The 22,994-nt window shown below is 69.1% G+C and carries 23 protein-coding genes and 1 pseudogene; 12 read left to right on the top strand and 12 right to left on the bottom strand.

Going from position 1 to position 22,994, the window contains the following annotated elements:
* Nucleotides 1-50 precede the first annotated feature (50 nt).
* The 4 genes from LCL87_RS22305 (at nucleotide 51) to LCL87_RS22290 (ending at nucleotide 4,009) form a co-directional block, all read left to right on the top strand.
* Entirely contained in the window at nucleotides 51-1,262 is a 1,212-nt protein-coding gene (locus LCL87_RS22305) for an acyl-CoA dehydrogenase family protein (RefSeq protein WP_225023635.1), read from the top strand.
* Entirely contained in the window at nucleotides 1,259-2,068 is an 810-nt protein-coding gene (locus tag LCL87_RS22300) for an SDR family oxidoreductase (RefSeq protein ID WP_225023634.1), read from the top strand. The genes LCL87_RS22305 and LCL87_RS22300 overlap by 4 nt, the downstream gene beginning before the upstream one ends.
* A gap of 143 nt (nucleotides 2,069-2,211) precedes the next feature.
* Complete coding sequence (locus LCL87_RS22295) at nucleotides 2,212-2,835, top strand: TetR/AcrR family transcriptional regulator (protein ID WP_225023633.1); 624 nt, start codon at nucleotides 2,212-2,214, stop codon at nucleotides 2,833-2,835.
* Nucleotides 2,836-2,854: 19 nt separating this feature from the next.
* A complete protein-coding gene (locus tag LCL87_RS22290; protein WP_225023632.1) occupies nucleotides 2,855-4,009 on the top strand; it encodes an acetyl-CoA C-acetyltransferase in 1,155 nt (384 codons plus the stop codon).
* 173 nt (nucleotides 4,010-4,182) lie between these two features.
* Here the strand turns inward: LCL87_RS22290 and LCL87_RS22285 are convergent, their stop codons facing one another.
* The 3 genes from LCL87_RS22285 to LCL87_RS22275 form a co-directional block, all read right to left on the bottom strand.
* A complete protein-coding gene (locus tag LCL87_RS22285) occupies nucleotides 4,183-4,872 on the bottom strand; it encodes a class I SAM-dependent methyltransferase (RefSeq protein ID WP_225023631.1) in 690 nt (229 codons plus the stop codon).
* 95 nt (nucleotides 4,873-4,967) lie between these two features.
* Nucleotides 4,968-6,056: an alpha/beta fold hydrolase gene (locus LCL87_RS22280; RefSeq protein ID WP_225023630.1), complete on the bottom strand. Its 1,089-nt coding sequence runs from the start codon at nucleotides 6,054-6,056 to the stop codon at nucleotides 4,968-4,970.
* Between the two features lie 36 nt (nucleotides 6,057-6,092).
* Nucleotides 6,093-6,668: a TetR/AcrR family transcriptional regulator gene (locus tag LCL87_RS22275; protein WP_225023629.1), complete on the bottom strand. Its 576-nt coding sequence runs from the start codon at nucleotides 6,666-6,668 to the stop codon at nucleotides 6,093-6,095.
* A gap of 108 nt (nucleotides 6,669-6,776) precedes the next feature.
* Here LCL87_RS22275 and LCL87_RS22270 point away from each other — a divergent pair, with 108 nt between their 5' ends.
* Entirely contained in the window at nucleotides 6,777-7,742 is a 966-nt protein-coding gene (locus LCL87_RS22270) for a quinone oxidoreductase family protein (RefSeq protein ID WP_225023628.1), read from the top strand.
* 4 nt (nucleotides 7,743-7,746) lie between these two features.
* On the opposite strand, the gene LCL87_RS22265 is transcribed toward LCL87_RS22270, so the two are convergent.
* Together LCL87_RS22265 and LCL87_RS22260 are read right to left on the bottom strand one after the other, a co-directional pair.
* Complete coding sequence (locus tag LCL87_RS22265; RefSeq protein ID WP_225023627.1) at nucleotides 7,747-8,664, bottom strand: bile acid:sodium symporter family protein; 918 nt, start codon at nucleotides 8,662-8,664, stop codon at nucleotides 7,747-7,749.
* 94 nt (nucleotides 8,665-8,758) lie between these two features.
* Nucleotides 8,759-10,163: pseudogene (locus LCL87_RS22260) on the bottom strand (cytochrome P450).
* A 104-nt stretch (nucleotides 10,164-10,267) separates the two neighbouring features.
* Between LCL87_RS22260 and LCL87_RS22255 the strand changes: the two are divergent.
* From LCL87_RS22255 to LCL87_RS22240, 4 genes are all read left to right on the top strand, one after another.
* Nucleotides 10,268-10,555 carry a DUF2277 family protein gene (locus tag LCL87_RS22255; protein WP_225023626.1) on the top strand — a complete coding sequence of 96 codons (288 nt, stop codon included), beginning with the start codon at nucleotides 10,268-10,270 and terminating at the stop codon, nucleotides 10,553-10,555.
* Between the two features lie 301 nt (nucleotides 10,556-10,856).
* Entirely contained in the window at nucleotides 10,857-12,044 is a 1,188-nt protein-coding gene (locus tag LCL87_RS22250) for a hypothetical protein (RefSeq protein WP_225023625.1), read from the top strand.
* 53 nt (nucleotides 12,045-12,097) lie between these two features.
* Nucleotides 12,098-12,895, top strand: a complete 798-nt coding sequence (locus LCL87_RS22245; protein WP_225023624.1) for a DUF8176 domain-containing protein — start codon at nucleotides 12,098-12,100, stop codon at nucleotides 12,893-12,895.
* Nucleotides 12,892-13,671, top strand: coding sequence for a hypothetical protein (locus LCL87_RS22240; RefSeq protein ID WP_225023623.1), 780 nt, complete (start codon nucleotides 12,892-12,894; stop codon nucleotides 13,669-13,671). Before LCL87_RS22245 ends, LCL87_RS22240 begins: the two co-directional genes overlap by 4 nt.
* A 67-nt stretch (nucleotides 13,672-13,738) precedes the next feature.
* On the opposite strand, the gene LCL87_RS22235 is transcribed toward LCL87_RS22240, so the two are convergent.
* The 4 genes from LCL87_RS22235 to echA20 are packed head-to-tail and all read right to left on the bottom strand — an operon-like array spanning nucleotide 13,739 to nucleotide 17,221.
* A complete protein-coding gene (locus LCL87_RS22235) occupies nucleotides 13,739-14,803 on the bottom strand; it encodes a nitronate monooxygenase (protein WP_225023622.1) in 1,065 nt (354 codons plus the stop codon).
* A complete protein-coding gene (locus tag LCL87_RS22230) occupies nucleotides 14,800-15,549 on the bottom strand; it encodes a CoA-transferase (RefSeq protein WP_225023621.1) in 750 nt (249 codons plus the stop codon). The genes LCL87_RS22235 and LCL87_RS22230 overlap by 4 nt, the downstream gene beginning before the upstream one ends.
* On the bottom strand, nucleotides 15,546-16,436 hold the full coding sequence (locus tag LCL87_RS22225) for a CoA-transferase (RefSeq protein ID WP_225023620.1): 891 nt from the start codon (nucleotides 16,434-16,436) through the stop codon (nucleotides 15,546-15,548). The genes LCL87_RS22230 and LCL87_RS22225 overlap by 4 nt, the downstream gene beginning before the upstream one ends.
* Nucleotides 16,436-17,221, bottom strand: coding sequence for a (7aS)-7a-methyl-1,5-dioxo-2,3,5,6,7,7a-hexahydro-1H-indene-carboxyl-CoA hydrolase (gene echA20, locus LCL87_RS22220; RefSeq protein WP_084870322.1), 786 nt, complete (start codon nucleotides 17,219-17,221; stop codon nucleotides 16,436-16,438). The genes LCL87_RS22225 and echA20 overlap by 1 nt, the downstream gene beginning before the upstream one ends.
* A 97-nt stretch (nucleotides 17,222-17,318) precedes the next feature.
* Here echA20 and LCL87_RS22215 point away from each other — a divergent pair, with 97 nt between their 5' ends.
* Both LCL87_RS22215 and LCL87_RS22210 read left to right on the top strand, forming a co-directional pair.
* Nucleotides 17,319-18,104, top strand: a complete 786-nt coding sequence (locus tag LCL87_RS22215; protein ID WP_225023619.1) for an SDR family oxidoreductase — start codon at nucleotides 17,319-17,321, stop codon at nucleotides 18,102-18,104.
* Complete coding sequence (locus tag LCL87_RS22210; RefSeq protein WP_225023618.1) at nucleotides 18,101-19,015, top strand: SDR family oxidoreductase; 915 nt, start codon at nucleotides 18,101-18,103, stop codon at nucleotides 19,013-19,015. The genes LCL87_RS22215 and LCL87_RS22210 overlap by 4 nt, the downstream gene beginning before the upstream one ends.
* Before the next feature lie 66 nt (nucleotides 19,016-19,081).
* On the opposite strand, the gene LCL87_RS22205 is transcribed toward LCL87_RS22210, so the two are convergent.
* The 3 genes from LCL87_RS22205 to LCL87_RS22195 all read right to left on the bottom strand — a co-directional run bounded on the left by LCL87_RS22205 (nucleotide 19,082) and on the right by LCL87_RS22195 (nucleotide 21,505).
* Nucleotides 19,082-19,753, bottom strand: coding sequence for a GNAT family N-acetyltransferase (locus tag LCL87_RS22205; RefSeq protein WP_225023617.1), 672 nt, complete (start codon nucleotides 19,751-19,753; stop codon nucleotides 19,082-19,084).
* Between the two features lie 101 nt (nucleotides 19,754-19,854).
* Nucleotides 19,855-20,325: a nitroreductase family deazaflavin-dependent oxidoreductase gene (locus tag LCL87_RS22200; RefSeq protein WP_225023616.1), complete on the bottom strand. Its 471-nt coding sequence runs from the start codon at nucleotides 20,323-20,325 to the stop codon at nucleotides 19,855-19,857.
* A gap of 16 nt (nucleotides 20,326-20,341) precedes the next feature.
* On the bottom strand, nucleotides 20,342-21,505 hold the full coding sequence (locus LCL87_RS22195) for a steroid 3-ketoacyl-CoA thiolase (RefSeq protein WP_225023615.1): 1,164 nt from the start codon (nucleotides 21,503-21,505) through the stop codon (nucleotides 20,342-20,344).
* Nucleotides 21,506-21,680: 175 nt separating this feature from the next.
* Between LCL87_RS22195 and LCL87_RS22190 the strand changes: the two genes are divergently transcribed.
* The gene (locus tag LCL87_RS22190; protein WP_225023614.1) at nucleotides 21,681-22,934 is read left to right on the top strand and encodes a cytochrome P450; all 1,254 of its coding nucleotides are present in this window, start codon (nucleotides 21,681-21,683) and stop codon (nucleotides 22,932-22,934) included.
* Nucleotides 22,935-22,994 lie beyond the last annotated feature (60 nt).

Raw genomic sequence — 22,994 nt, 5'->3', positions numbered from 1 at the left:
GAGGCGGAACCTCTATACAAAGCAAGTGCTTGGTAGGGTACCGTATCGCTGTGGACGTTAGCCAGGGTATTGAGACCAGCGAGCAGGCAGCTGCTGACGAGGCCTTTGCGCGGGAAATTCGCGAATGGCTCGAAGAGAACCTTTCCGGGAAGTTTGCCGAGCTGAAGGGCCTGGGCGGGCCGGGGCGTGAGCACGAGGCGTTCGAGGAACGCCTCGAGTGGGATCGCCACCTGGCTGCCGCCGGTTGGACCTGCCTCGGGTGGCCGAAGGAATACGGCGGACGCGAGGCGACGCTGAGCCAGCAGATCATCTTCCATCAGGAATACGCGCGCGCCGATGCGCCTGCGCGCGTGAGCCATATCGGTGAGGAACTGCTCGGCCCGACGCTCATCGCGTTCGGCACCGAGGAGCAGAAGCAGCGCTTCCTGCCGGGCATCAAGACCGTCACCGAGCTGTGGTGCCAGGGCTACTCCGAGCCGGGCGCCGGTTCCGACCTCGCGAACGTGTCGACCACCGCGCGACTCGACGGCGACCAGTGGGTCGTCAACGGCCAGAAGGTCTGGACGTCGCTCGCACACCTGGCCGACTGGTGCTTCGTCGTGGCCCGCACCGAGCCGGGCTCGGCGCGACACAAGGGCCTGTCGTACCTCCTGGTTCCGATGAACCAGGAGGGCGTCGAGGTTCGCCCGATCATCCAGCTCACCGGCACCTCCGAGTTCAACGAGGTGTTCTTCGACAACGCCCGCACCGATGCGGACCTCGTCGTCGGCGGCGAGGGCAACGGCTGGGGCACCGCGATGGGCACGCTCACCTTCGAGCGCGGCGTCTCGACCCTGGGTCAGCAGATCGGCTTCGCCCGTGAGCTCGAGTCGATCGTCGAACTGGCCGAGCGCAACGGCGCGGCCAAGGATCCGGCGATCCGCAACAAGATCTCCCGCGCGTGGATGAGCTTGCAGGTCATCCGCGCTCACGCGCTGCGGACGCTCGCGAGTGTCGACGCCAGCGCCAACGGTGGCGAGGCGTCCGTCGCGAAGCTGTTGTGGGCCAACTGGCACCGCGGGCTCGGCGAGCTCGCGATGGAGGTCCAGGGTGCGGCCTCACTGATCGGTGTGGAGAACACCGAGCCGGGCGAGGAGCTCAACGACCTGCAGCGGCTGTGGCTGTTCACGCGCGCCGACACCATCTACGGCGGATCCAACGAGATCCAGCGCAACATCATCGCCGAGCGCGTGCTCGGCCTTCCCCGAGAGGCACGCCCGTGACCGCCACCATCAAGTCCCCGCTCGCCGTCGCCCCCGAAGAGGTTGCGGGCCACGACCTGCTCAAGGGCAAGAAGATCGTCGTGACCGCCGCGGCCGGCACCGGCATCGGCTTCTCGACCGCGCGTCGCGCGCTGCTCGAGGGCGCCGACGTCCTGGTCTCGGACTTCCACGAGCGTCGTCTCGGTGAGACCGTCGAGAAGCTGTCGGCCGAGTTCGGCAACCAGCAGGTCGAGTCGTTCGTGTGCGACGTCTCGAGCACCGAGCAGGTCGACGCGCTGATCGTCGCCGCCGCCGAGAAGCTGGGCCGCATCGACACCCTGGTCAACAACGCCGGCCTGGGCGGCGAGACCCCGATCGTCGACATGACCGACGAGCAGTGGGACCGCGTCGTCGACATCACGCTGACGAGCACCTTCCGCGCCACCCGCGCCGCGATGCGCTACTTCAAGGGTGTCGAGCACGGCGGCGTCATCGTCAACAACGCGTCGGTCCTGGGCTGGCGTGCGCAGCACTCGCAGTCGCACTACGCGGCGGCCAAGGCCGGCGTCATGGCGCTGACCCGCTGCTCCGCGATCGAGGCCGCCGAGTTCGGCGTCCGTATCAACGCGGTCTCGCCGTCCATCGCCAAGCACCCGTTCCTGGCGAAGGTCACCAGCGACGAGCTGCTCGACAGCCTGGCGTCGCGTGAGGCCTACGGCCGCGCCGCCGAGGTGTGGGAGATCGCGTCGGTCATCGCGATGCTCGCGAGCGACTACACCACCTACATGACCGGCGAGATCGTCTCGGTCTCGAGCCAGCGCGCGTAGGTAACCCCCGTGATCGTGGTGGCCGAATGTCACATCGGTGCAGTCCGACTGAACCGGTGTGACATTCGGCCGTCGCGCAAAAGTGCCCACTGGGCGAAATGCGCCGATACCCTAGCAATCGCTTGGTTGGTAGGATGTCCGGCATGACTCCACCCCGAGGCGCCGACGAGTCTTCGAACAAGTCCGGGCGTCGCGCCGAGCTCCTCGAACTCGCCGCCGGCCTGTTCGCCGAACGTGGCCTGCGGGCCACCACCGTGCGGGACATCGCCGACGCGGCGGGCATCCTCTCCGGCAGCCTCTACCACCACTTCGACTCCAAGGAGTCGATGGTCGACGAGATCCTGCGCGGCTTCCAGGACGACCTGTTCGGTCGCTACCGCGAGATCGTCGCCGCCGGCATGGGCTCGCGCGAGACGTTCGAGGCCCTCGTGGTCGCGTCGTTCGAGGCCATCGACGCCTCGCACAGCGCGGTCGCGATCTACCAGGACGAGGTCAAGCACCTCGCGTCCAACGAGCGGTTCGCGTACCTCGCCGAGCGTAACCAGGAGTTCCGCGACCTGTGGGTCGGGGTGCTCGAGGCCGGCGTCGCTGACGGCAGCTTCCGCCAGGATCTCGACGTCGAGATCGTCTTCCGTTTCATGCGCGACACGGTCTGGGTGGCCGTGCGCTGGTACCGGCCGGGCGGCCCGCTGACCGCCGAGGCCGTCGCCAAGCAGTACCTCTCCATCGTTCTGGACGGGCTCGCCAGCCCCGACTCCCACAAGTAATCCGAATCCAGGAGCTGTTATGCCCGAGGTTTACATCGTCGACGCGATCCGCACCGCGATCGGTAAGAAGAACGGCAGCCTGGCGCCCGTTCACCCGATCGACCTGGGCGCGCACGTCATCAAGGCTGTCGTGGATCGCACCGGCATCGACCCGGCCGACGTCGACGACGTCATCTTCGGCTGTGTCGACGCCATCGGTGGCCAGGCCGGCAACATCGCGCGCCTGTCGTGGCTGGCCGCGGGCCTGCCGCAGCACGTGCCCGGCGTGACCGTCGACCGTCAGTGCGGCTCGAGCCAGCAGGCCATCCAGTTCGGTGCGCAGGCGATCCTGGCCGGCACCGCCGACCTGATCGTCGCCGGTGGCGTCCAGAACATGAGCCAGATCCCGATCTCGGCCGCCATGATCGTCGGCGACCAGTACGGCTTCAGCACCCCCACCGCCGAGTCCAAGGGCTGGACCGAGCGCTACGGCAACGAGGAGGTGTCGCAGTTCCGCGGCGCCGAGATGATCGCCGACAAGTGGGACATCAGCCGCGAGGACCTCGAGAAGTGGGCTCTGCAGAGCCACGAGCGCGCCAAGGCCGCGATCGCCGAGGGGCGCTTCGAGAACGAGATCGTCGCGTTCGACGAGTTCAAGACCGACGAGGGCCCGCGTGAGACCAGCCTCGAGAAGATGGCGAGCCTCAACGTCCTCGTCGAGGGTGGCCGCCTGACCGCCGCGGTCGCCAGCCAGATCTCCGACGGCGCCAGCGCGCTGCTGCTCGCGTCGGAGGAGGCCGTGCAGAAGTACGGCCTGAAGCCGCGCGCCCGCATCCACCACATGAGCGCCCGCGGCGATGACCCGATCTTCATGCTGAGCGCGCCGATCCCGGCCACCCAGCACGCGCTGGAGAAGACGGGCCTGACCCTCGACGACATCGACCTGATCGAGATCAACGAGGCCTTCGCACCCGTCGTGCTCGCGTGGATCAAGGAGCTGGGCGCCGACCCGGCCAAGGTCAACGTCAACGGTGGCGCGATCGCCCTGGGCCACCCGCTCGGCGCGACCGGCACCAAGCTGATGGCGACGCTGCTCAACGAGCTCGAGCGCACGGGCGGCCGCTACGGCCTGCTCACCATCTGCGAGGGTGGCGGCACCGCCAACGTCACGATCATCGAGCGCATCGAGAACTAGTCCGACCAGTCCTCCCGCTCACGAATGCCCTGCCGGTTCACTTCCGAACCGGCAGGGCATTCGTCGTTCCGTGGCCCGCCGTCGTTCCGTAGCCCCGCGTTTTGCGCACTTATCGCGACTCGGATGACCGGCGGAGCGCGACAAGTGCGCAAAACGCGGTTGGTGGGGTGCGGTCAGGGGCGCTTGCGGGCGACGCCGGCGATCTGGCTGTTGACCGGTAGGAACGGCGAGCGCAGCCGGTAGGCGTCGATGGTCGTCTCGGCGAATCCGGCAGCCTCGACGACTGACTGCAGGTCCCGCTCACACGAGCAGCCTTCGAACGCCCAACCCCATGGCCGGCGTGCGGCCCGCTGCAGGCGGCGGAGCGGGGTGCCCTCCGGCGCGGCGACGTGTTCCAGGAATGCGTATAGCCCGCCGGGGCGTAGGACCCGGTGCACCTCGGCGAGGACGGCGGCGGGGTCGGGCACGGTGCACAGAACGAGGCTGGAGATCACCGCGTCCACCGATGCGTCGGGCAGATCGAGCCGTTCGGCGCCGACGCTGTGCAGTTCGAGATCGATGCGGGCGCGGGCGGCCCGCGCGCGGAGGCGGTCGTGCATGGCCGGGTTCGGTTCGACGGCGATCAGCCGCGTGCCGGGGCGGAGGTAGCGCAGGTTGGCCCCGACCCCGGGCCCCAGTTCGACGACGGTGCGGGGCAGGTCGCGGAAGAGTGCTTGTTTGTGTGGTCGCAGCAGGTGGTCCTGGTACCGGTCGAGCGCGCTGAAGAACAGGGCGTTGAACGGCCCGCGGAGCGGATGCGGCCGAAAGTCGCTCGGCGCGAACTCCTGGGGCTCGAAGGGCAGTACATCGTGGCTGGCGTCCATCGCGGGCGCTCCTTTCCGGGTTCGTGGTCGATGTGACTACGAGCCTCGCGGAGCGCCGCGGCGGCGGATAGGCGGGAATCACCCCAGCCGGTACCTCAATCCGGTACCTCGACGTCGGTTCCCGGGCCGGGCGCGACCCGTCGGGCCCACCAGGCGGCGACCTGCGCCCGGGAGGTGACGCCGAGGCGGAGCCGGATGCGCTCGACGTGTCCCTCGGCGGAGCGCTCCTCGATGCCCAGCCGCTGACCGATCTGCCGGTTGGTCATGCCCTCCGCGACGAGCGCCGCCACCTGCAGCTGCCGCGCGGTCAACTCGTCCAGCGGTTCCGGGGGAGCCGCGGTGGTCTCGTGCCCCAGGAATTCGAGCATCGCTCGGACGACGGCGGCGCCGTCGCCGACGTGCGGGAAATGGCTGTGGCCGGGCAGCGATACCAGCCGCGCGCCGGGGATCCGCGCGGCCAGCTCGCGGCCGGCGCGGTAGGGGATCGCCCGGTCGCCTCGCCGGTGTACGACGAGCGTCGGGGCGGCGACCCGGTCGAGGAGGTCGGTCACGTCGATCTCGTAGCACTGCGCGAGCAGGTCGGCGGCGAGTTCGGGTGACGCGGCTTCCTTCTGCAGCCGGGTGAACAGCGCCTTGGTCGCGGCATCGCCGTCCGGCAGGAAGATGTCGGCCAGCATCTCCGACCCCAACCCCCAGTGGGCCCGGATCATGCCCAGCATGGCGGTGCGGACCTCCGGTGTGGCGACCTCCGAGCCGTCGGCGTAACCGCCGTACAGGATCAGCCGGTCGACCCGCTGCGGGAACCGCGCCGCGAAGGCGATCGACACCGGAGCGCCCAGGGAGATGCCCAGCAGATCGAAGCGCTCCAGATCCAGGTGATCGGCCAGGGCCTCGAGCAGCGCCAGGTCGGCGTCCAGGCCCGCGGGTCCCGGCAACGGATCGGACAGCCCGCAGCCGGGTCGGTCGTACTGAACGACGGTGCGGACGGCCGACAGCGGCATGAAGAAGTCGCGGTAGGCCGGGTCCTGCCACAGCAGTTCCAGGTGGCTGATCCACGCCGCGGGAACCAGCAGCGGCTTCCCCCGACCGGTGCGGGCGTACGCGATCCGCGCGCCGGTCGGCGCCGTGAAGAAGCGGACCGGGCGGCGCGGTTCGAGCGTGTCCCGCGAGGACGGTTGACCCAATGTGGGCCTCCAGCCTGTGCTCTCTACGTCACACCATCATGCCCGGTCTCCGACTATCGAGCGTGCGACGGCTTCGATCGAGTCGACGATCCGCTCGGCGCGGGCACCGCCGGCGGCGAGCGGGCGCGAGACCCCGCCGATCATTCCCAGCAGCAGTACGGCCGTCGCGTCCGGGTCGATGTCGGGCCGGGTCTCGGTGATCAGTGCGCTCACGTGGTCGTACCAGAAGCGGTGCAGGTCGTCGGCTCGCTCGTCTCCGCCGGCCGCGTCGTAGGCGGCGATGAGTGCGGGGCGATCGACGATGAGGTGTGCGAAGGCAGCGAGGAACGCGACGAGGCGGTCTCCTGCCGGCGCGCCGGGGCCGAGCGGGGCCGGTGCGCCGAGGACGGCCTCGCGCAGAGCGTTCGCGTGTTCGAACACGACCGCGCGCACCAGCTCGTTCCGGTTGCCGAACCGGTGGAACACCGTCGCCTTTCCGACGCCGGCCGCCGCGGCGATCTGGTCGATCGACACGTGTTCGGGCCCGCGCTCGGTGAACAGACGTTCCGCGGCGGCAAGGATCGCCTGCCGGTTTCGGGCGGCGTCGGCGCGTTCGGGTCGCGCGTCGGGCATCGAATCTCCTGGGGGCCGTTGCAAGTCGGTGACCGAATATATCTTGACCGCCGGTCCAGATCGACGCATGCTTTAACTGAACCGTTGGTCCATTTAAGGGGTGATGTGATGCGTGGGGTCGTATGGGCGCAGGCAGGCGGGCCGGACGAATTGGCGGCGCGCGATGTCGAGGAGGTGCACGCCACCGCCGGGCACGTGCGGATACGGGTCGAGGCCAGTCCGGTGTTGTGGATCGAGACACGGATGCGTGCCGGACTGGTGCCCTCGCCGGGATCGCTACCGGCGGTGTTCGGTTCCCAGGCGGTGGGAGTGGTCGACGAGGTCGGCGACGGTGTCGATCCGCGGCTGGTCGGCACCCGGGCTGCGGTGAGCGGGGTCGCGATCGGGGCGCACGCCGAGTTCGTCGCCGCCCCGGTCGAACAGTGCGTCGAGGTACCCGACGGGATCGGCGCCGTGGACGCGGCTGCCGTGCTCGCGGGAGCGCCCGTCGCACTCGCGCTGGTGGAACGCGCCGGTGATCTCCGCGACGCGACCGTGCTCGTCGAGGCGGCAGGTAGCGGGATAGGCGCGTACCTGACACAACTGCTCCGCGGCCGCGCCGGCCGTGTGATCGGGACCGCGGGCAGCGCGGAAAGCCGGACGCGGGCAGTGTCGTTCGGTGCGGACGTGGTGGTGGACCACGCGGACCTGGAGCGGCCGGGCGCGCTCGAGGCGGCGGCGGGCGGGTGCCCGATCGACGTGGCGTTCGACTCGATCGGGGGAGAGACCGCACGACGTGTCCTCGACGTTCTCGCGCCGCTGCGCGGACGACTCCTGTCGTACGGAATGCTCTCCGGGGAGCCGCCCCGAATCGTGGCGGCGGATCTCTACACCGGTGGCCACACCGTCACGGCCTGTGCCGGGCCGGCCTGGCTCGAGCGCGTCGCCGACCTTCGCGCGACGGCCCTCGACCGCGTCGTCGACGGCACGATCCGGCCCGTGATCGACTCGACGGTTCCTCTCGATGCGATCGCTACGGCGCACCGACGAATCGACGAGCGCGCGACCAACGGAACGATCGTGCTCGTGCCGTGAGCGGTCAGCCGCTCTCGGCGGCCCTCTCGGTCCGATCCTGGACCGGGAGGGTATCCGTCGTCTCGGTGGCTGTGCCCCGGCTGATCAGCCAGCCGACCGCTGCGGCGAGCGGGAACATCACCACGCCGTAGACGGCGGCGGGGATCGCGATGTCGACGCTGTCGAGGACGCTGATCGAGATCGCGATCGCCAGGGTGCTGTTGTGGACTCCGATCTCCATCGAGCACGCGATGGACTGCCGCTGTCCGGCACCGAGAAGCTTCGGAATCCAATATCCGACGGCGAGACTCGCCACACAGAACAGTGCGGTGATGGCGCCGACGTCGGCGAGGTAGCTGCCCACGTTCTCGCTCTCGGCGGCGATCGTGCCGACGATGACGAGCACCAGCACGACCGCCGACGCGATCCGCACCGGCTTGTCCATGCGGTGTGCGAAGTCCGTCCACCGGGCGCGGACGAACATGCCGATCGCGACCGGGATCAGCACGATCGCGAACACCTGCAGGACCTTGCCGAACTGCAGGCCCATCGAGGTTCCGGTGTCGGGGTCGAAGTAGCCGAGGGCGAAGTTGGTGACGATCGGCAGCGTGACCACGGCGATCACCGAATTGACGGCGGTCAGTGTGATGTTGAGCGCGACGTCGCCGCGGTAGAGATGGCTGAAGAGGTTGGCGGTGGTGCCGCCGGGGGAGGCGGCGAGGACCATCATGCCGACCGCGAGCAGCGGCGGCAGATCGAACAGGAGGACCAGGCCGAACGCGATCGCCGGCAGGATCAACAGCTGGCACGCGAGCGCGATCGAGACGACACGGGGATGCCGCGCGACGCGCGCGAAGTCGGCGGTCGTCAGGGACAGGCCGAGCCCGAACATGATGATCGCGAGCGCGGCCGGCAGAGCCACAGTGGCCAGGGGAGAGTCCATGTCGTTCGCCGTTCCTCGGGTGCGGGTGTGACGCGCACGGTAGTGGGCACGACGGCAGCGGGTGGTCGAAATGCCGGAATATGTTCCTCTGGGCTCAGATTCGACGGCGGCGCAGCGACAGCGTGAAGCCGACCGGCATGAGCGTCAGCCGCTCCTGGATGCGCAGCTGGTAGTCGGGATCGGCAGCGAGGTCGTAACGGCGCAGGATCGTGCCGAGCACGAGGACGGCCTCGTGAATCGCGAATTGCCTTCCGATGCACGCACGCTCGCCGGTCCCGAACGGTTTGTAGATGTGCGGGGCGCGGCCACGGACATGTTCGGGGGCGAAGCGGTCCGGGTCGAAACGTTCGGGAGCGGTTCCCCAGGCCGGGTCGCGGTGCAGTGACGGGATGAGGACCAGCACCCACTCGCCGGCCCGCATCGGATAGCGGCCCGCGAGCACGGTGTCCTCCCGTGCCTCGCGCGCGTAGGCGGGAGCAGTGGGCCACAGTCGCAGCGTCTCGTCCAGCACGCGTCGGACGTACCGCAGTTTCGCCACCTGTTCGAAGGCCGGCGTCCCGTCGCCCCACACCGTATCGACCTCGGCGCGTGCCTTCGCCAGCACCTCGGGGTTGCGGGCGAGATAGTGGAGCGCGAACGACAGGGCGCCCGAAGTGGTTTCGTGACCGGCAACGAGGAACGTGACCACCTGGTTGCGAATGTTGATCTCGTCGAGTCGATTCGGGTCGTCTTCGCGGGCCGCGCGCAGCATGATCTCGAGCAGATCCTCGGGCCCCTCCGTGGCGCTGTCGCGACGCTGCCGGATCACCTCGTCCACCACGTGTGCCAGGTAGGCGGTGTCGAGTTCGTTCTGTCGATCGGACTTGCGGTACAGCAACTTCGAGACGAGCGGCACGTTGCGGAAGGTGCGCCGCTGGGCATGCGTCAGTGCGCGGACCATCGCCTCGACGAACGGATCCGGCCGCTCCCGGCGGAACGAATCGAACGAATAGCTGAACCCCGCGCGCCCGATGGTCTCGAGCGTCAGCTTCGTCATGTCCGACGACACGTCCACCGGCGCCCCACCGACCCGCGCGTCCCAGTGCTCGGTGAGTTCGCCGGCCACCGCCACCATGATGTCGTGGTACGAGCAGCATCGCTGCCTGCGTGAACGCCGGACGCAGCAGATTGTGCGCTCTGCCCCAGTTGGGCTCCTCGTTGAAGGCGGTGAACAGGCCGTCGCCGCCGATCCCGCGCAACTCGGCGATACCGGGAGCGACGTTCTTGGCGAAGCGAGACTCGTCCGACAACTCCGCGACCATGTCGGCGCCCGACACGAACACGAACCGGTGACCCAGCGCCTTGCGCTCGAAGATCGGGCCCAGTTGCCGCTCGAGCCGCATCGAGTCCTGCACCGGGGTATGCAGCGAGACGCCCAGGACGTCGCCGAGCAACGGCAGGCGCCGCGGCGGATGCGGAACCGCCGTGGTTGCGGTGCTCGAGTTCTCAACGACGCGCATCGTGCCCCCGCGGTGCCGGTTCGGTGTGTGGTACCGAAAGTACGCCCTAGGTTCGCCGTCCGACACCCTTTCGGGGGTGCCGACGCGGGATTACCGTTCGAGGCATGTGCCGAAACATCACCGAATTGCGTGGGCTCGAACCGGCCGCCACCGCCGAGGAGATCGAGGCCGCCGCCCGCCAGTACATCCGCAAGGTCAGCGGCGTCCACAAGCTGTCCGACGCCAACCGCGACGCCTTCGAGAAGGCCGTCGAGGAGGTCACCGCCACGACGATGGAACTGCTCGCCGTGCTGCCGCCGCGCCGACAGCCGCCCAAGACCGTCCCGCCGCTGCGCCGGCCCGAGGTGCGCGCGCGGATGGCTGCGGCGAAGGGGACCACTGCCGATTGCTGACGCGAGGGCCACGCGGCGTCGGTCGGGCGCTGCTGTTACTCTCGCGCTCGAAGCAACACCGACCGGGGGGAACCGGATCGGCGGGGGACGTTTTCGTGATGGGGGCGGCAGGTTGCCGAGGGGGATGAGCGGGCATTCGTGTGCCCGCGTTCGAGTCGTGGCGGGCCGTGCTGCCCGCACATCGTTTGCATTCCAGGCATTCCGGACCGAGACATCGGCGTTCACCGCCTCCGTGGACCAGCGGTTGCTGCGGCACTGAACAACGCGACGTCTCAGTCTCGAATCACTAGGGGGATCCTCGATGGGTAAGCACCGCAAGAGCCGGGTCAGCACGATCGCACGGATGGCGCTGGTCCCGTCCGCCGCGGCCGCGGTGGTCGTGGCGGCCTCGGGGGTGGCGTCCGCGGCGCCGAACGAACTGCCGTCGCAGGGCGGTGTGACGACGGCACCGCCGACGCAGGGCGACGTCGGCGAAGCGCCCCTGACCCAGGGCGGGGTGACGTCCACACCGACCACTCAGGGCGGCGTGACGGCCGCACCGGCGCAGCCCGAACCCGTGTACTGGGTGGCGCCGCCGGCGCAGTACGAGAACATCGAGTACCAGGCGCTCGACAACTACGACTACGACACCAACACCTACAACGCGCCCGACGACTACTACGTCGAACCCCTCCGGTTCGAGGAATTGCACCTGCCCACGTACGTCGAGCCCACCGCGCCCATCATCGCGCCGCGCGAGACCCTTCGACTGGGCACCTACCATGTGGCGCAGCCCAACTGGATCACCGACGGCGACCTCGCACGTACCAACAACACCTCCGCCGTCATCGAGGCCGAGGTGTCGACGTTCTGGCGCTCCCTGGGCGTCGAGACCACACGGGCGAACAGGCTCGCGGCGGCGCAGTTGGGCATGGGTGCGGCGGGTGCGATCGGGACGGCCGTGACTTGGGGTGTTCCGGCTGCGTTGGTCGGCGGTGGTATCGGTGGATACGTCACTGCCGTCAACCCTCCGGCGTGGGTCACCGGCATCGGCTGGGTGCCGGGCGGCGTGTTCGGCACCGCGGTAGGCGCGGCGATCGGCGGTGTCCCGGCCGCTCTGGCCGGGGCGGTTGTCGGAGGCGCTACCGGTGTCCATGCGGGCACCATGTTCGGCGCCGGCGACCTCGGCGAGCCGCAGGAATTCCCCGCCGAGGTGCGGGGCTTGTTCAACGACGTCGACCAGCCCGCGGTCACGGCGCAGACGCAGGACACCCTCGCGCGGTTGGAGAGCAACCCGGTCGGCGGCGCCGCCGCGTCGGCGGTGCGCGACGTCGCGGCCGCTGCGCCCGGAATCGACCGTCAGGCACGTGATTTCGTGGCGGCGCAGCCCGGCGGCGAGCAGGTGCTCGGGCAGATCGACGCCGGGATCACCGCGTTCGTCCAGGAATCGTCCCTGGGTGTCGCGGCGAACATGATCGGCGAGGCCGTCGGGGCCGGCGTCCAGGCATGACCCATCGGTGGGGCGGGAACGATCCCGCCCCACCCGCTCACCGCGGAGGAGAAATGGCGACCGACAACCGGAACGGACCCGCGCTGTTCCCGGACGTGACGGAGCACTACGAATCGGAGCCGTCGGCCGAAAGTGCTGTCGTGCATCCAGTTCCGATCACCACCGATCCGCCCACCATCGATCCGACCCCTGAGGACCGTGTCTCCGAGGAGTCGGTTCCCGAGGAGCCGGCGTCGGACTTCGAACACCGGCCCACCTGGCTCGCCGAACCGCACGTGGAACCCGAACCCGAGCCGACCGCGCGCCCGACGCGCAGGCCTATCGTCATCGCCGCCGCCGCGGCCTCGCTGCTGGCCGTCGTCGGAGCAGTGACCGCCGTCTTCGTGACTGGCGGCGACCGCGAGACCACCGGATCGGCCGTGCCGGTGGCCGGGGCGTCGGCGACGGGACAGGACACCGCGGCCGCCGGGGCATCGGCGATCTCGACGGCCTGGTGCGCCGACGAGGTGGGCGAGGGCCGGAGCGTCGGACGCGGACCGGGAACCGTCGACAACGGGCCCGGTGTGATCCGCGCCTTCGACCACGCGTACTACGCCGAACGGGACGGCAGTCGGGTCGCGTCGCTGATGGTCACCCCGAACCCGGTGCCGGAGATCCAGAAGTGGATCGACGACGTCCAGGTCGGCACCGAGCACTGCGTCACCATCGCGTCCACCCCGGACCCGAACGCCTACATGGTCGATCTCCGGCTGCGGATGCCCGACGGCACGGACGGCACCATCCGGCAGCGCATCACCGTCGCCGCCTCGCCCGACGGGTTCAAGATCGCGACGGTGGAGGACCTGCGATGAACAACGTGGTGTCGCTGCGCCGAGTCCCGAAAGTGGCCGAACCCGAACAGGTGTCGGCCGTGGTCGTCGCCGGCTCGGGCGGCGCTGCGACCACCACCACCGCGTTCGGACTCGCCACGGCCCTGCGGCTGGGTACCGGCAAGGAGGTCTCCGCGGTCGACGCCACCAGCGACGGCGGCAACCTGCTCTCCCGCACCGGATTCGAGGCCGTCGACGCGTCCCGCTCGATCCGCCAGTTCCAGGCGCACATGGCGCTGACGTCGGCCGGCGTCGTCGTGGTCGGCAACGGCGGCGGCCAGCCCAGCGACCCGGCCATCGTCGACGAACTCCTCGCGGCCCGGCACAGCGCCCGGATCCACGACGTCGGGACCGCGCTGCGCTCACCGCGACTGGCTCCGCTGCTGCGGTCCGGCGCCGCGCTGGTGGTCGTCGCGCCCGCCCGATCCGAGCCCCTGAGCAGGATGCGTGACGCCCTCACCTGGGTGATGTCCACCTACGGCGCCGACGTGCTCGGACGCACCATCGTCGCCGTCTCGCACCAGATGCCGGACGCCCCCGTGGACCTGGGGCCGATCCGGTCGGCGCTCGCGCCGCGCATCGCCGGCTTCGTCGAGGTGCCGTTCGACGCGGCCCTCGCGCAACCCGGCGTGCTCGACCACCGCAGGCTGGCGCCGGCCACCCTCGACGCCTGGACCGACGCCCTCGACGTCCTAGGCGGGCTGCTCACCCGCCTCGCCCCGCCGGGGTCGGGGGAGTCGAGCAGCGAACTCGCCTGAAACGGAGGAAGGGACCCTCCGCGCGCTGGTGGCGCGGGAAGGGTCCCTTCGGTGGAGAACCGGCCGATCAGGCCTTGAGGTCTCCAAGTGCATCGATGCGCTTCACGGCGTCGGCCATGATGCGGTCGATCAGTTCCTGGCAGCTGGGCAGGTCGTCGATCATGCCGACCACCTGACCGGACGCGAGCACGCCGGCCTCCGTGTTGCCCTCGACCAGACCGGCCTTGAGCAGCATCGGGGTGTTGGCGGCCATGATGATCTGCTGCCACGTGCGGTCGCCGGACTTCTTCATGGCGAGCCCGTCCTTGGCGAGGGTGGACCACTTCATGCCCGTCATCGCCTTGAACTTCAGCGCGTTCTTGGTGGCCGCGGCGAGTCCCTTTGCGTAGCTGGACTTCTCGAGTGCGTTCACCAGATCGGTGTTGAGCACGCGGTGCGGCATGCCGTCGACCTTCACCGACACCGTGGTGTCGGTCAGGCTGCGCTTGAGGTACTCCTGCTTGACCGAGTCCGGCACCGCCGAATCGCTCGTCAGCAGGAAGCGGGTGCCCATCGCGACACCCGCGGCACCGTACGACAGCGCCGCGGCCAGGCCGCGACCGTCGAAGAAGCCGCCACCGGCGACGACAGGGATGTCGACCGCGTCGAGCACGGACGGCAGCAGCAGCGTCGTCGCCACACCGCCGGTGTGGCCACCGCCCTCACCGCCCTGCACGATCACCGCGTCGGCGCCCCACGAGGCCACCTTCACGGCGTGCTTGGCGGCACCGATCGACGGGATCACGACGATCCCGTTGTCCTTGAGCTTGGCGATCAGTTCCTTCTTGGGCGCCAGCGCGAACGAGGCAACCTTGACGCCCTCGCGGATCAGCAGATCGCAGCGCTTGGAGGCGTCCGACGCGTCGGCGCGCATGTTGACGCCGAACGGCTTGCCGGTGAGCTGCTTGGTCTTCTTGACCGCAGCCTCGAGCTCCTCGTACGTCATCGTCGCCGAGGCGAGGATGCCGAGGCCGCCGGCGTTGGCGGTGGCCGCGGTCAGGCGCGGGCCGGAGACCCAGCCCATGCCCGTCTGCACGATCGGATGCTCGACGCCCACCAGCTCGGTGAACGGCGTCTTCAGCACCTGGCTCACAGCGAGACCTCGCGGTCACGCAGGCTCTTCGGGTCGATGACCTCGCGGATCAGGCGAAGCTCCTCGGCGGTGGGCTCACGGGTGATGCCCGCGGAGTCCAGACCGGCGATCTCGAAGGACGTGTTGGCCTTGACGTCCTCGGCGGTGACGCCGGGGTGCAGGGTGACCGCGCGCATCGTCTGGCCGGGGCCCTGGAAGTCGAAGACACCCAGGTTGGTGACCACCTGGTGGTTCTTCAGGAAGCGGAACGCCGGGTTCTCCGGGTCCACCTTGTCGTAGCCGACACCGCACACCACGTCGACCTGCTCGGCGAACACGCGCGAGGAGTGCTTGCCGACCCAGTAGCTGGTGGCGTGGTTGATGGTGTTGCCGGGGGCGCCACGCAGACCGAACATCTGACGGGTCGGCTTGTCGAGCGGGCCGAACGCGGAGAGGTTCTGGTTGCCGAACTTGTCGATCTGGTTCGCACCCATGACCACGTGGCGACGGCCGGAAGCGACCACGTCGAACACCTTGGAGAACGGGATGTAGCCCTCGATCGGTGCGCTGGCACCGATGGCCGGGGCGTCGGCCAGGATCAGGGCCTCGCCGTCGGTGATGATCAGGTCAGGCTCGGTGGTGAGCTTGGCCAGGCGGGCACCGATCAGCGGCAGCGTCGCCATGGGCGAGGCGAAGATCTCGCCGGCGTCGGCGAACAGTTCGGCGCACGCGATGGCGCAGTACTCCGCGCGGGTTACCTCGGTCATGACTTCTGCTCCTCTGCGAACTTGCGCACGGCTGCCTGGTAGTCGTCCTCGCTGCCGGACAGGTAGGTCTCGGCGAACGCCTGCCATGCCTCGGGGGTCTTGGCGGACTCGGCGTAGTGGCGCTGGAACTTCTCGTCGCGCTTGTAGCTGCCGGCGAAGGTGAAGTGCGCGCCGTTGGGGGCCTCGGTGACCGTGTCGACCATCGAGCGGTTCAGGATCAGGGCCTGATTCGGGACCGACTTGACGAGCTCCTCGGTCGAGACGATCTTGTCGACGCTGAGGATGCGCTGCTCGGCCGCGAGGCAGAACAGGTCGTCGAAGTACGGGTCGACGCCGGTGTAGGCGGCGTTGCCGCGCTCGTCGGCCAGGTCCAGGTGGACCAGGGCGGCGTCGAGCTTCAGCGCGGGCATCGCGATGAGGGACTCGATACGGCCGTCGGCGTCCGGGTACGGCGACGCGACGGTCTTGAGCTCGTCGCCCCAGACGGTCTGCGCGTCCGAGCCGAGGCCGGCGCGGATCGGCATGAACGGCAGGCGCGCGGCCGCGGCCTGCAGGCCGGCCTTGACCATGCCCTCGTCCATCTCGCGGGACTCGATGGTCCCGGCGACGCGGGCCTGGGCGAACCAGGGATCGTAGAACGGCGCCGAGTCCAGGGACACGAAGCCGTAGTAGGCGCGCTTGACCTTGCCTGCGGAGATCAGCAGTCCGAGGTCCGGGCCGAGGTACCCGACGACGGTCAGGTCCTTGACGTCGCTGCGCAGCAGCGCACGCACGAGGGCCATCGGCTTGCGCCGCGAGCCCCAGCCGCCGATGCCGATGGTCATCCCGCTCTGGATACCGGCGACTGCCTCATCCAGTGAGCGGCGCTTTTCGCGCTTCTCAGCCATTACTTGCTGTCTCCCTTGGGTGCGGTGGTGTTCGACTTCGGCTTGCCGGTGGCGACGAACTCGTCGCGGTGCTCGTCGGCGACGCCGGCCAGGTTGAGCTCGAACGTGAAGCCCTGCTCGATCCGGTAGCTCGTGTGCACGTCCATCACGTCGATGCGGTTGATGGCTTCCTTGGCACGCCGGATGACCCGGGTGTCCTTGGCGGCGATCTCGCCGGCGATCTTCAGCGCGCAGGCGTCGAGCTCGGCGCGCGGGACGACGTCGTACACGGAACCGAAGTGCTTGAGCGTCTGGGCGTCGACGTTCTTCGCCGTGTAGTACAGCGTGCGCATCATGTGCTGCGGGACCAGGCGCGCGAGGTGCGTGGCCGCGCCCAGCGCGCCGCGGTCCACCTCGGGCAGGCCGAAGATGGCGTCGTCGGACGCGACGATGACGTCCGCGTTGCCGACCAGGCCGATGCCGCCGCCGACGCAGAAGCCGTTGACGGCGACCACGACGGGAACCTCGCAGTCGTAGACCGCGGAGAAGGCCGCCGCGCAGCCGCGGTTGGCGTCGATCAGGGCGCCGTGACCCTCGGTGGCCTGCATTTCCTTGATGTCGACGCCGGCGTTGAAGCCGCGTCCCTCGGCGCGCAGGATCACCACGTGGGTCTCGGGATCCTTGCCCGCCGCCAGGATGGCGTCGGCCAACTCGAACCAGCCCTTGGACGGGATGGCGTTCACCGGCGGGTAGTCGACGGTGACCGTGGTGATCCCGGCACCGTCCGAGGTCGAAGTGATGCCCATGGCATGTTCCTTACGTCTATTGACCGAACCAAGCGATTGCTTGGTAAGTTATCACAGACGGGTGCGAATGACCCGTGCCGCTTCAGGGAGGAACAAGGTGGATCTCGGTCTCGAAGGCAAGGTCGTACTGGTGACCGGCGGGGTGCGCGGAATCGGTGCCGGAATCAGCCGGTCCTTCCTGCGTGCGGGGGCGACGGTCGTGACGTGTGCGCGGCGCCCGAGGGAAGACACTGCCGAGCCCATCGAGGTCGACGGCCGCGGTGTCAACTTCATCGCGTGCGACGTCCGGGACCCCGAGCAGGTGCAGTCGATGGTCGATCAGATCGTGGCGAAGTACGGCCGCCTGGACTCCGTCGTCAACAACGCCGGCGGTGCCCCGTTCGCGATGGCGGCCGACGCCAGCCCCAAGTTCCATTCCAAGATCGTCGAGCTCAATCTGCTCGCGCCCCTGCTGCTCTCGCAGATCGCCAACGCGGTCATGCAGAAGCAGGAGGACGGGGGATCGATCGTGATGATCTCCTCCGTCAGCGGCAGTCGGCCCTCCCCGGGCACCGCGGCGTACGGCGCGGCCAAGGCCGGTATCGACTCGCTCTCGGCCAGCCTGTCCGTCGAGTGGGCCCCCAAGGTGCGGGTCAACTCGATCGTCGTCGGCCTGGTCCAGACCGAGCTGAGCCACCTGCACTACGGCGACGACGCCGGCATCGACGCGGTCGGCGCCACCGTCCCGCTGGGTCGGATGGCCCGTCCCGAGGACATCGGCAACTGTGCGACATTCCTGGCATCCCCGCTGGCGGCCTACGTCAGCGGATCGACCCTTACCGTCCACGGCGGCGGCGAGCGCCCGGCCTTCCTGGCCGCGGCAACTACAGAGGAGAACAAGTGAGCGGTTTGCTTGACGGCCGAGTCGTCATCATCACCGGCGCCGGCCGTGGAATCGGTCGCGCCCACGCACTGGCCTTCGCGGCCGAGGGCGCCAAGGTCGTCGTCAACGACATCGGTGTCGGCGGCGACGGCTCCAACACCGGCGAGACCCCGGCCGAGCAGGTCGTCGCGGAGATCAAGGCCGCCGGCGGCGAGGCCGTCACCAACGGTGACGACGTCGCGTCGTGGGAGGGTGCCCAGAACCTGATCCAGACCGCCATCGACACCTTCGGTGGCCTGGACATCCTGGTCAACAACGCGGGCTTCCTGCGTGACCGCATGCTCGTCGGCATGAGCGAGCAGGAGTGGGACGCGGTCATCCGCGTGCACCTCAAGGGCCACTTCGCCCCGCTGCGCCACGCCGCCGCGTACTGGCGTGCCGAGTCCAAGGCCGGACGCCCGGTCGACGCCCGCATCATCAACACCAGCTCGGGCGCGGGCCTGCAGGGCTCCATCGGCCAGGGCAACTACGCCGCGGCCAAGGCCGGCATCGCCGAGATGACCATCCAGGCCGCCGCCGAGCTGAAGAACTACGGCGTCTCCGTCAACGCGATCGCCCCCGCGGCCCGCACCCGCATGACCGTCGGTGCCGGTGGCGCCATGGCCGAGGCGATGGCCGCTCCGGAGGAGGGCTTCGACGCGATGGCGCCGGAGAACATCTCCCCGCTGGTCGTGTGGCTGGGCTCCGCCGAGTCGAAGGACGTCACCGGACGCGTCTTCGAGGTCGAGGGCGGCAAGATCACGGTCGCCGAGGGCTGGCGCCACGGCCCCACCCAGGACAAGGGTGACCGCTGGGATCCCAAGGAGCTGGGCCCGGTCGTCGCCGACCTGCTGGCCAAGGCCGAGGTCCCGACGCCGGTCTACGGCGCGTAAGTCACGCAGTGACGACAACGCCCGTGCGCTTCGTGCGCACGGGCGTTGTCCGTTTCCGAGGGTCGTTCAGGCGGGGGTGCGGACGATCAGCACGGTGCCCGGGAAATACGCGGCCAGTTCACTGCGGGCCTGCTTGAGCGACGCGGTGCCGTAGCCCTGCTTGCGGGCGTCGGGCGCCACCCAGACCGCGACGTCCACCTCGTTGCCGGCCAGTTCGCCGAACACCAGGCCGACGCTGCTCGGTTCGTCACCCGTCGTGCATTCCGCGACGAACCATGCCGCCGACTCGTCGTCGATGCGCTTCAGGCCGTCCTGGCGTTCCTGCTCGACGCGGTCCGCGCTCCACGGCGAGCCGGACTCGTCGAAGCGCTCCGTGGACCGCGCCCGGAACAGTGCGGTGTCCGCGTCGGAATCGGTGAACGGGCGCACGCGAACTCCCGCACCCGTGCTGTACGGGCGCTGCTCGGGTAGCCACTGCAGCGTCGCGTCGAGATCCTCGAGTTCGGTGCGGATACGGTCGCGTTCCTTGACCGTCAGGCGGTCGAAGCGCAGGCCCAGTACGGCCTCGGCGCAGAAATCCGACGTGTCGAGCAGGTCGCGGACGGCCGCGACGGCGGCCTCACGATCCTTGCTCTCGACGATGGCGTCCAGGACTTCGTGGCGCCGGTCGAGTGCCTTCAGCAGGGCCGAAGCGATCTCGCGCCGGTCGATCACCTGGTCGTGGTTCTTCACGGTCATGTTGAGACATTCCTCCTCGAGAACCGGTGTGCCCGGCGCCGATATGCCGGGCGTCGTCCACCATTATTCCCGTCCGAGGCCGCGCGGGGGAGGGCCGAAAGTTATTCGCAGATCACCACGGGGATCTGGCGGTCGGTCCACGACTGGTAGTTGTCGAAGTCGGCGTACATCGCCACCAGACGAGGCCACAGCTCGGCGCGCTCCTCGTCGGTCGCGACGCGCGCGCGCATCTTCCGGATCCGCGACTTGATCTGGATGGTCACGTCCGGGTTGGTGCGAATGTTCAGGTACCACATCGGGTTCTTCGGCAGCCCGCCCTGCGACGCGACGAGTACGACGCGGTCGCCGTCCTCGAGGAACAGCAGCGGGCTGATCCGGGGCTGACCGCTCTTGCGGCCCGTGGTGGTGAGCAGGCAGACCGGGATTCCCCACGGGAATGCGCTGCCCACGCGCCACTTGCCACCCAGACGCCCGCCGGTGGCCCGATACAGCTTCACGTTGGTCTTGGACATCCACTTGATGATGTCGACCGTGTACTTCGAATCGAGCCCCGACGGGCGCTGAGTGGTCATCTGCCAGTGGCTCCGATCAGATCCGCTCGATGATGGTGCCGGTGGCCAGCGCGCCACCCGCACACATCGTGATGAGCGCGGTCGAGGCGTCGCGACGCTCGAGCTCGTGCAGGGCGGTGGTGATCAGCCGGGAACCGGTGCTGCCCACGGGATGTCCGAGCGCGAGCGCGCCGCCGTTGACGTTGACCTTGTCCATGTCCGGGCCGTGGACCTGTGCCCACGACAGCGCCACCGACGCGAAGGCCTCGTTGACCTCGAACAGGTCGAGATCGCCGATCTTCATGCCGGCCTTCTCGAGCACCCGCGACGTGGCCTGGACCGGGCCGTCGAGGTGGAACTCGGGCTCGGCGCCGACGAGCGCCTGGCTGACGATGCGGGCCCGCGGCTTCAGACCGAGCGCGCGGGCGCGGTCCTCGTCCATGAGCATGACGGCGGCGGCACCGTCGGAGATCTGCGAAGACGTACCGGCGGTGTGGGTGCCGCCCTCGAGGACGGGCTTGAGCTTCGCGAGGGACTCGGCGGTGGTGTCGCGCAGGCCCTGGTCACGGCTGACGACGTTCATCTCCGACGTGGGCAGCTTGTCCGCGCCGATGACCGGTGCGGTGACCGGGACGATCTCGCGATCGAAGCGGCCCTCCTCCCACGCCTGCTTCGCGCGGGCCTGCGACTGCACGCCGAGGACCTCGAGGTCCTCGCGAGTGAGACCGCGACGCTTGGCGATTCGCTCGGCAGCGTTGAACTGGTCGGGCATGTCGATGTCCCACGACGCGGGACGGCGCGGGCCCGCCTCGGTGCCGACGTTGGCGCCCAACGGAACCTGGCTCATGGCCTCGACGCCGCACGCGATGCCGATGTCGATCGCACCGGTCGCGATGAGGCCGGCGATGAGGTGATTGGCCTGCTGTGCGGAACCGCACTGGCAGTCGACGGTGGTGGCACCGACCTGCCACGGGAGACCGGAGGCGAGCCACGCGGTGCGGGTGACGTTGTTGGACTGCGCGCCGGCCTGCGTGACACACCCGCCGATGACCTGCTCGACCAGTACGGGATCGATGCCCGCGCGGTCTACGATGCCCTTCTGCACGGCTCCGAGGATCTCGGTCGCGTGCAGGCCGGACAGCCAGCCACCGCGCTTTCCGATCGGGGTGCGAACTGCCTCGACGATTACTGGTGTGCCCACGGCGGGCTCCTTTCACTCTCTACTTCGAAAAGTAGAACAAGTTCTCCCTGCCGGGCAAGCGCCCGGTGGGTTGATTTTTGCCTAGTCTTTCCCTGATCGACGCACTGTGATTCAATGCATGTAGAACGTGTTCCACATCACTTCGCGGGCCTGACCGCGAGGGCAGGAGACAGCAGTGGCGCAGCCCAACATTCCCGCAGGTTTCGACTTTACGGATCCTGACATCTACGCACACCGGATCCCGGTCGCAGAGCTCGCCGAGGTGCGGAAGACCGAGCCCGTGTTCTGGGTCGAGCAGCCGGACGGTGTCGGCGGCTTCAACGACGGCGGCTACTGGCTCGTCACCCGGCACGAGGACATCCGTGACGTCTCGCAGCGCAGCGACGTGTTCTCCACGTGGGAGAACACCGCGATCCCGCGCTTCAACGACGACATGGAGCGTGCGCAGATCGAGCTGCAGCGCTTCGTGCTCCTGAACAAGGACGCACCGGAGCACACCAAGCTGCGCAAGCTCGTCGCCCGCGGCTTCACGCCCCGCGCGATCAACGGTCTCAAGGCCGAGCTGCAGTCCCGCGCCGAGGCCATCGTCAAGGCCGCCGCTGCGGAGGGTAGCGGCGACTTCGTCACCCAGGTCGCCGCGGAGCTGCCGCTGCAGGCCATCGCCGAGCTCATCGGTGTGCCGCAGGAGGATCGCGGCAAGGTCTTCGAGTGGTCCAACCAGATGACCTCGTACGACGACCCGGAGTTCGCGGACATCGATCCGGCCGCCGCGTCGATGGAGATCCTCGGCTACGCCTACCAGATGGCGGAGGCCCGCAAGGAGAACCCGGCCGACGACCTCGTCACGACCCTCATCGAGGCGGACGTCGACGGTGACGTGCTCAGCCCGGAGGAGTTCGGCTTCTTCGTGATCGTGCTGGCGGTGGCCGGCAACGAGACCACCCGCAACGCCACGACGCACGGCATGAAGGCGTTCATGGACAACCCCGAGCAGTGGGAGTTGTTCAAGAAGGAGCGCCCGAAGACGATGGCCGACGAGGTCATCCGTTGGGCCACCCCGGTCGCGTCGTTCCAGCGCACCGCGCTCGAGGACACCGAGATCGGCGGCGTCGCGATCAAGAAGGGCCAGCGCGTGGTGATGAGCTACGTCTCGGCCAACTTCGACGAGGACGTGTTCGAGAACCCGCACTCGTTCGACATCACCCGCGACCCCAACCCGCACCTGTCGTTCGGCGGCACCGGCGCGCACTACTGCCTGGGCGCCAACCTCGCTCGCATGGAGATCGAGCTGATCTTCAACGCGATCGCCGACTTCCTGCCGGACATCACCGAGGCCGGCGACACCCGTCGCCTGCGCTCGGGCTGGCTCAACGGCATCAAGGAGTACCAGGTCGACTACAAGACCGGCGGTTGCCCGGTCAAGCACTAGCTTCGACACCCACAGGCGCAGTGGCGCCGGCGAGATCCCTCATCCCTCGCCGGCGCCACT

The sequence above is a fragment of the Prescottella equi genome, from assembly GCF_020171745.1.
In the GTDB taxonomy this organism is placed as follows: Bacteria; Actinomycetota; Actinomycetes; order Mycobacteriales; family Mycobacteriaceae; genus Prescottella; species Prescottella equi_A.
Note: the sequence above shows the minus strand (reverse complement) of the source record. Positions and strands in the feature narration are given on the sequence as shown.

Excerpts from the sequence above, each read along its gene's own strand:
- LCL87_RS22275 (WP_225023629.1), bottom strand. The coding sequence starts at position 6,668 with ATGCCCGACGCGCGACCCGAACGCGCCGACGCCGCCCGAAACCGGCAG.
- LCL87_RS22245 (WP_225023624.1), top strand. The coding sequence starts at position 12,098 with ATGGCGACCGACAACCGGAACGGACCCGCGCTGTTCCCGGACGTGACG.
- LCL87_RS22290 (WP_225023632.1), top strand. The coding sequence starts at position 2,855 with ATGCCCGAGGTTTACATCGTCGACGCGATCCGCACCGCGATCGGTAAG.
- LCL87_RS22230 (WP_225023621.1), bottom strand. The coding sequence starts at position 15,549 with ATGACCGAGGTAACCCGCGCGGAGTACTGCGCCATCGCGTGCGCCGAA.
- LCL87_RS22250 (WP_225023625.1), top strand. The coding sequence starts at position 10,857 with ATGGGTAAGCACCGCAAGAGCCGGGTCAGCACGATCGCACGGATGGCG.
- echA20 (WP_084870322.1), bottom strand. The coding sequence starts at position 17,221 with ATGGGCATCACTTCGACCTCGGACGGTGCCGGGATCACCACGGTCACC.
- LCL87_RS22285 (WP_225023631.1), bottom strand. The coding sequence starts at position 4,872 with ATGGACGCCAGCCACGATGTACTGCCCTTCGAGCCCCAGGAGTTCGCG.
- LCL87_RS22255 (WP_225023626.1), top strand. The coding sequence starts at position 10,268 with ATGTGCCGAAACATCACCGAATTGCGTGGGCTCGAACCGGCCGCCACC.
- LCL87_RS22205 (WP_225023617.1), bottom strand. The coding sequence starts at position 19,753 with ATGACCGTGAAGAACCACGACCAGGTGATCGACCGGCGCGAGATCGCT.
- LCL87_RS22265 (WP_225023627.1), bottom strand. The coding sequence starts at position 8,664 with ATGGACTCTCCCCTGGCCACTGTGGCTCTGCCGGCCGCGCTCGCGATC.
- LCL87_RS22240 (WP_225023623.1), top strand. The coding sequence starts at position 12,892 with ATGAACAACGTGGTGTCGCTGCGCCGAGTCCCGAAAGTGGCCGAACCC.
- LCL87_RS22270 (WP_225023628.1), top strand. The coding sequence starts at position 6,777 with ATGCGTGGGGTCGTATGGGCGCAGGCAGGCGGGCCGGACGAATTGGCG.
- LCL87_RS22225 (WP_225023620.1), bottom strand. The coding sequence starts at position 16,436 with ATGGCTGAGAAGCGCGAAAAGCGCCGCTCACTGGATGAGGCAGTCGCC.
- LCL87_RS22295 (WP_225023633.1), top strand. The coding sequence starts at position 2,212 with ATGACTCCACCCCGAGGCGCCGACGAGTCTTCGAACAAGTCCGGGCGT.
- LCL87_RS22200 (WP_225023616.1), bottom strand. The coding sequence starts at position 20,325 with ATGACCACTCAGCGCCCGTCGGGGCTCGATTCGAAGTACACGGTCGAC.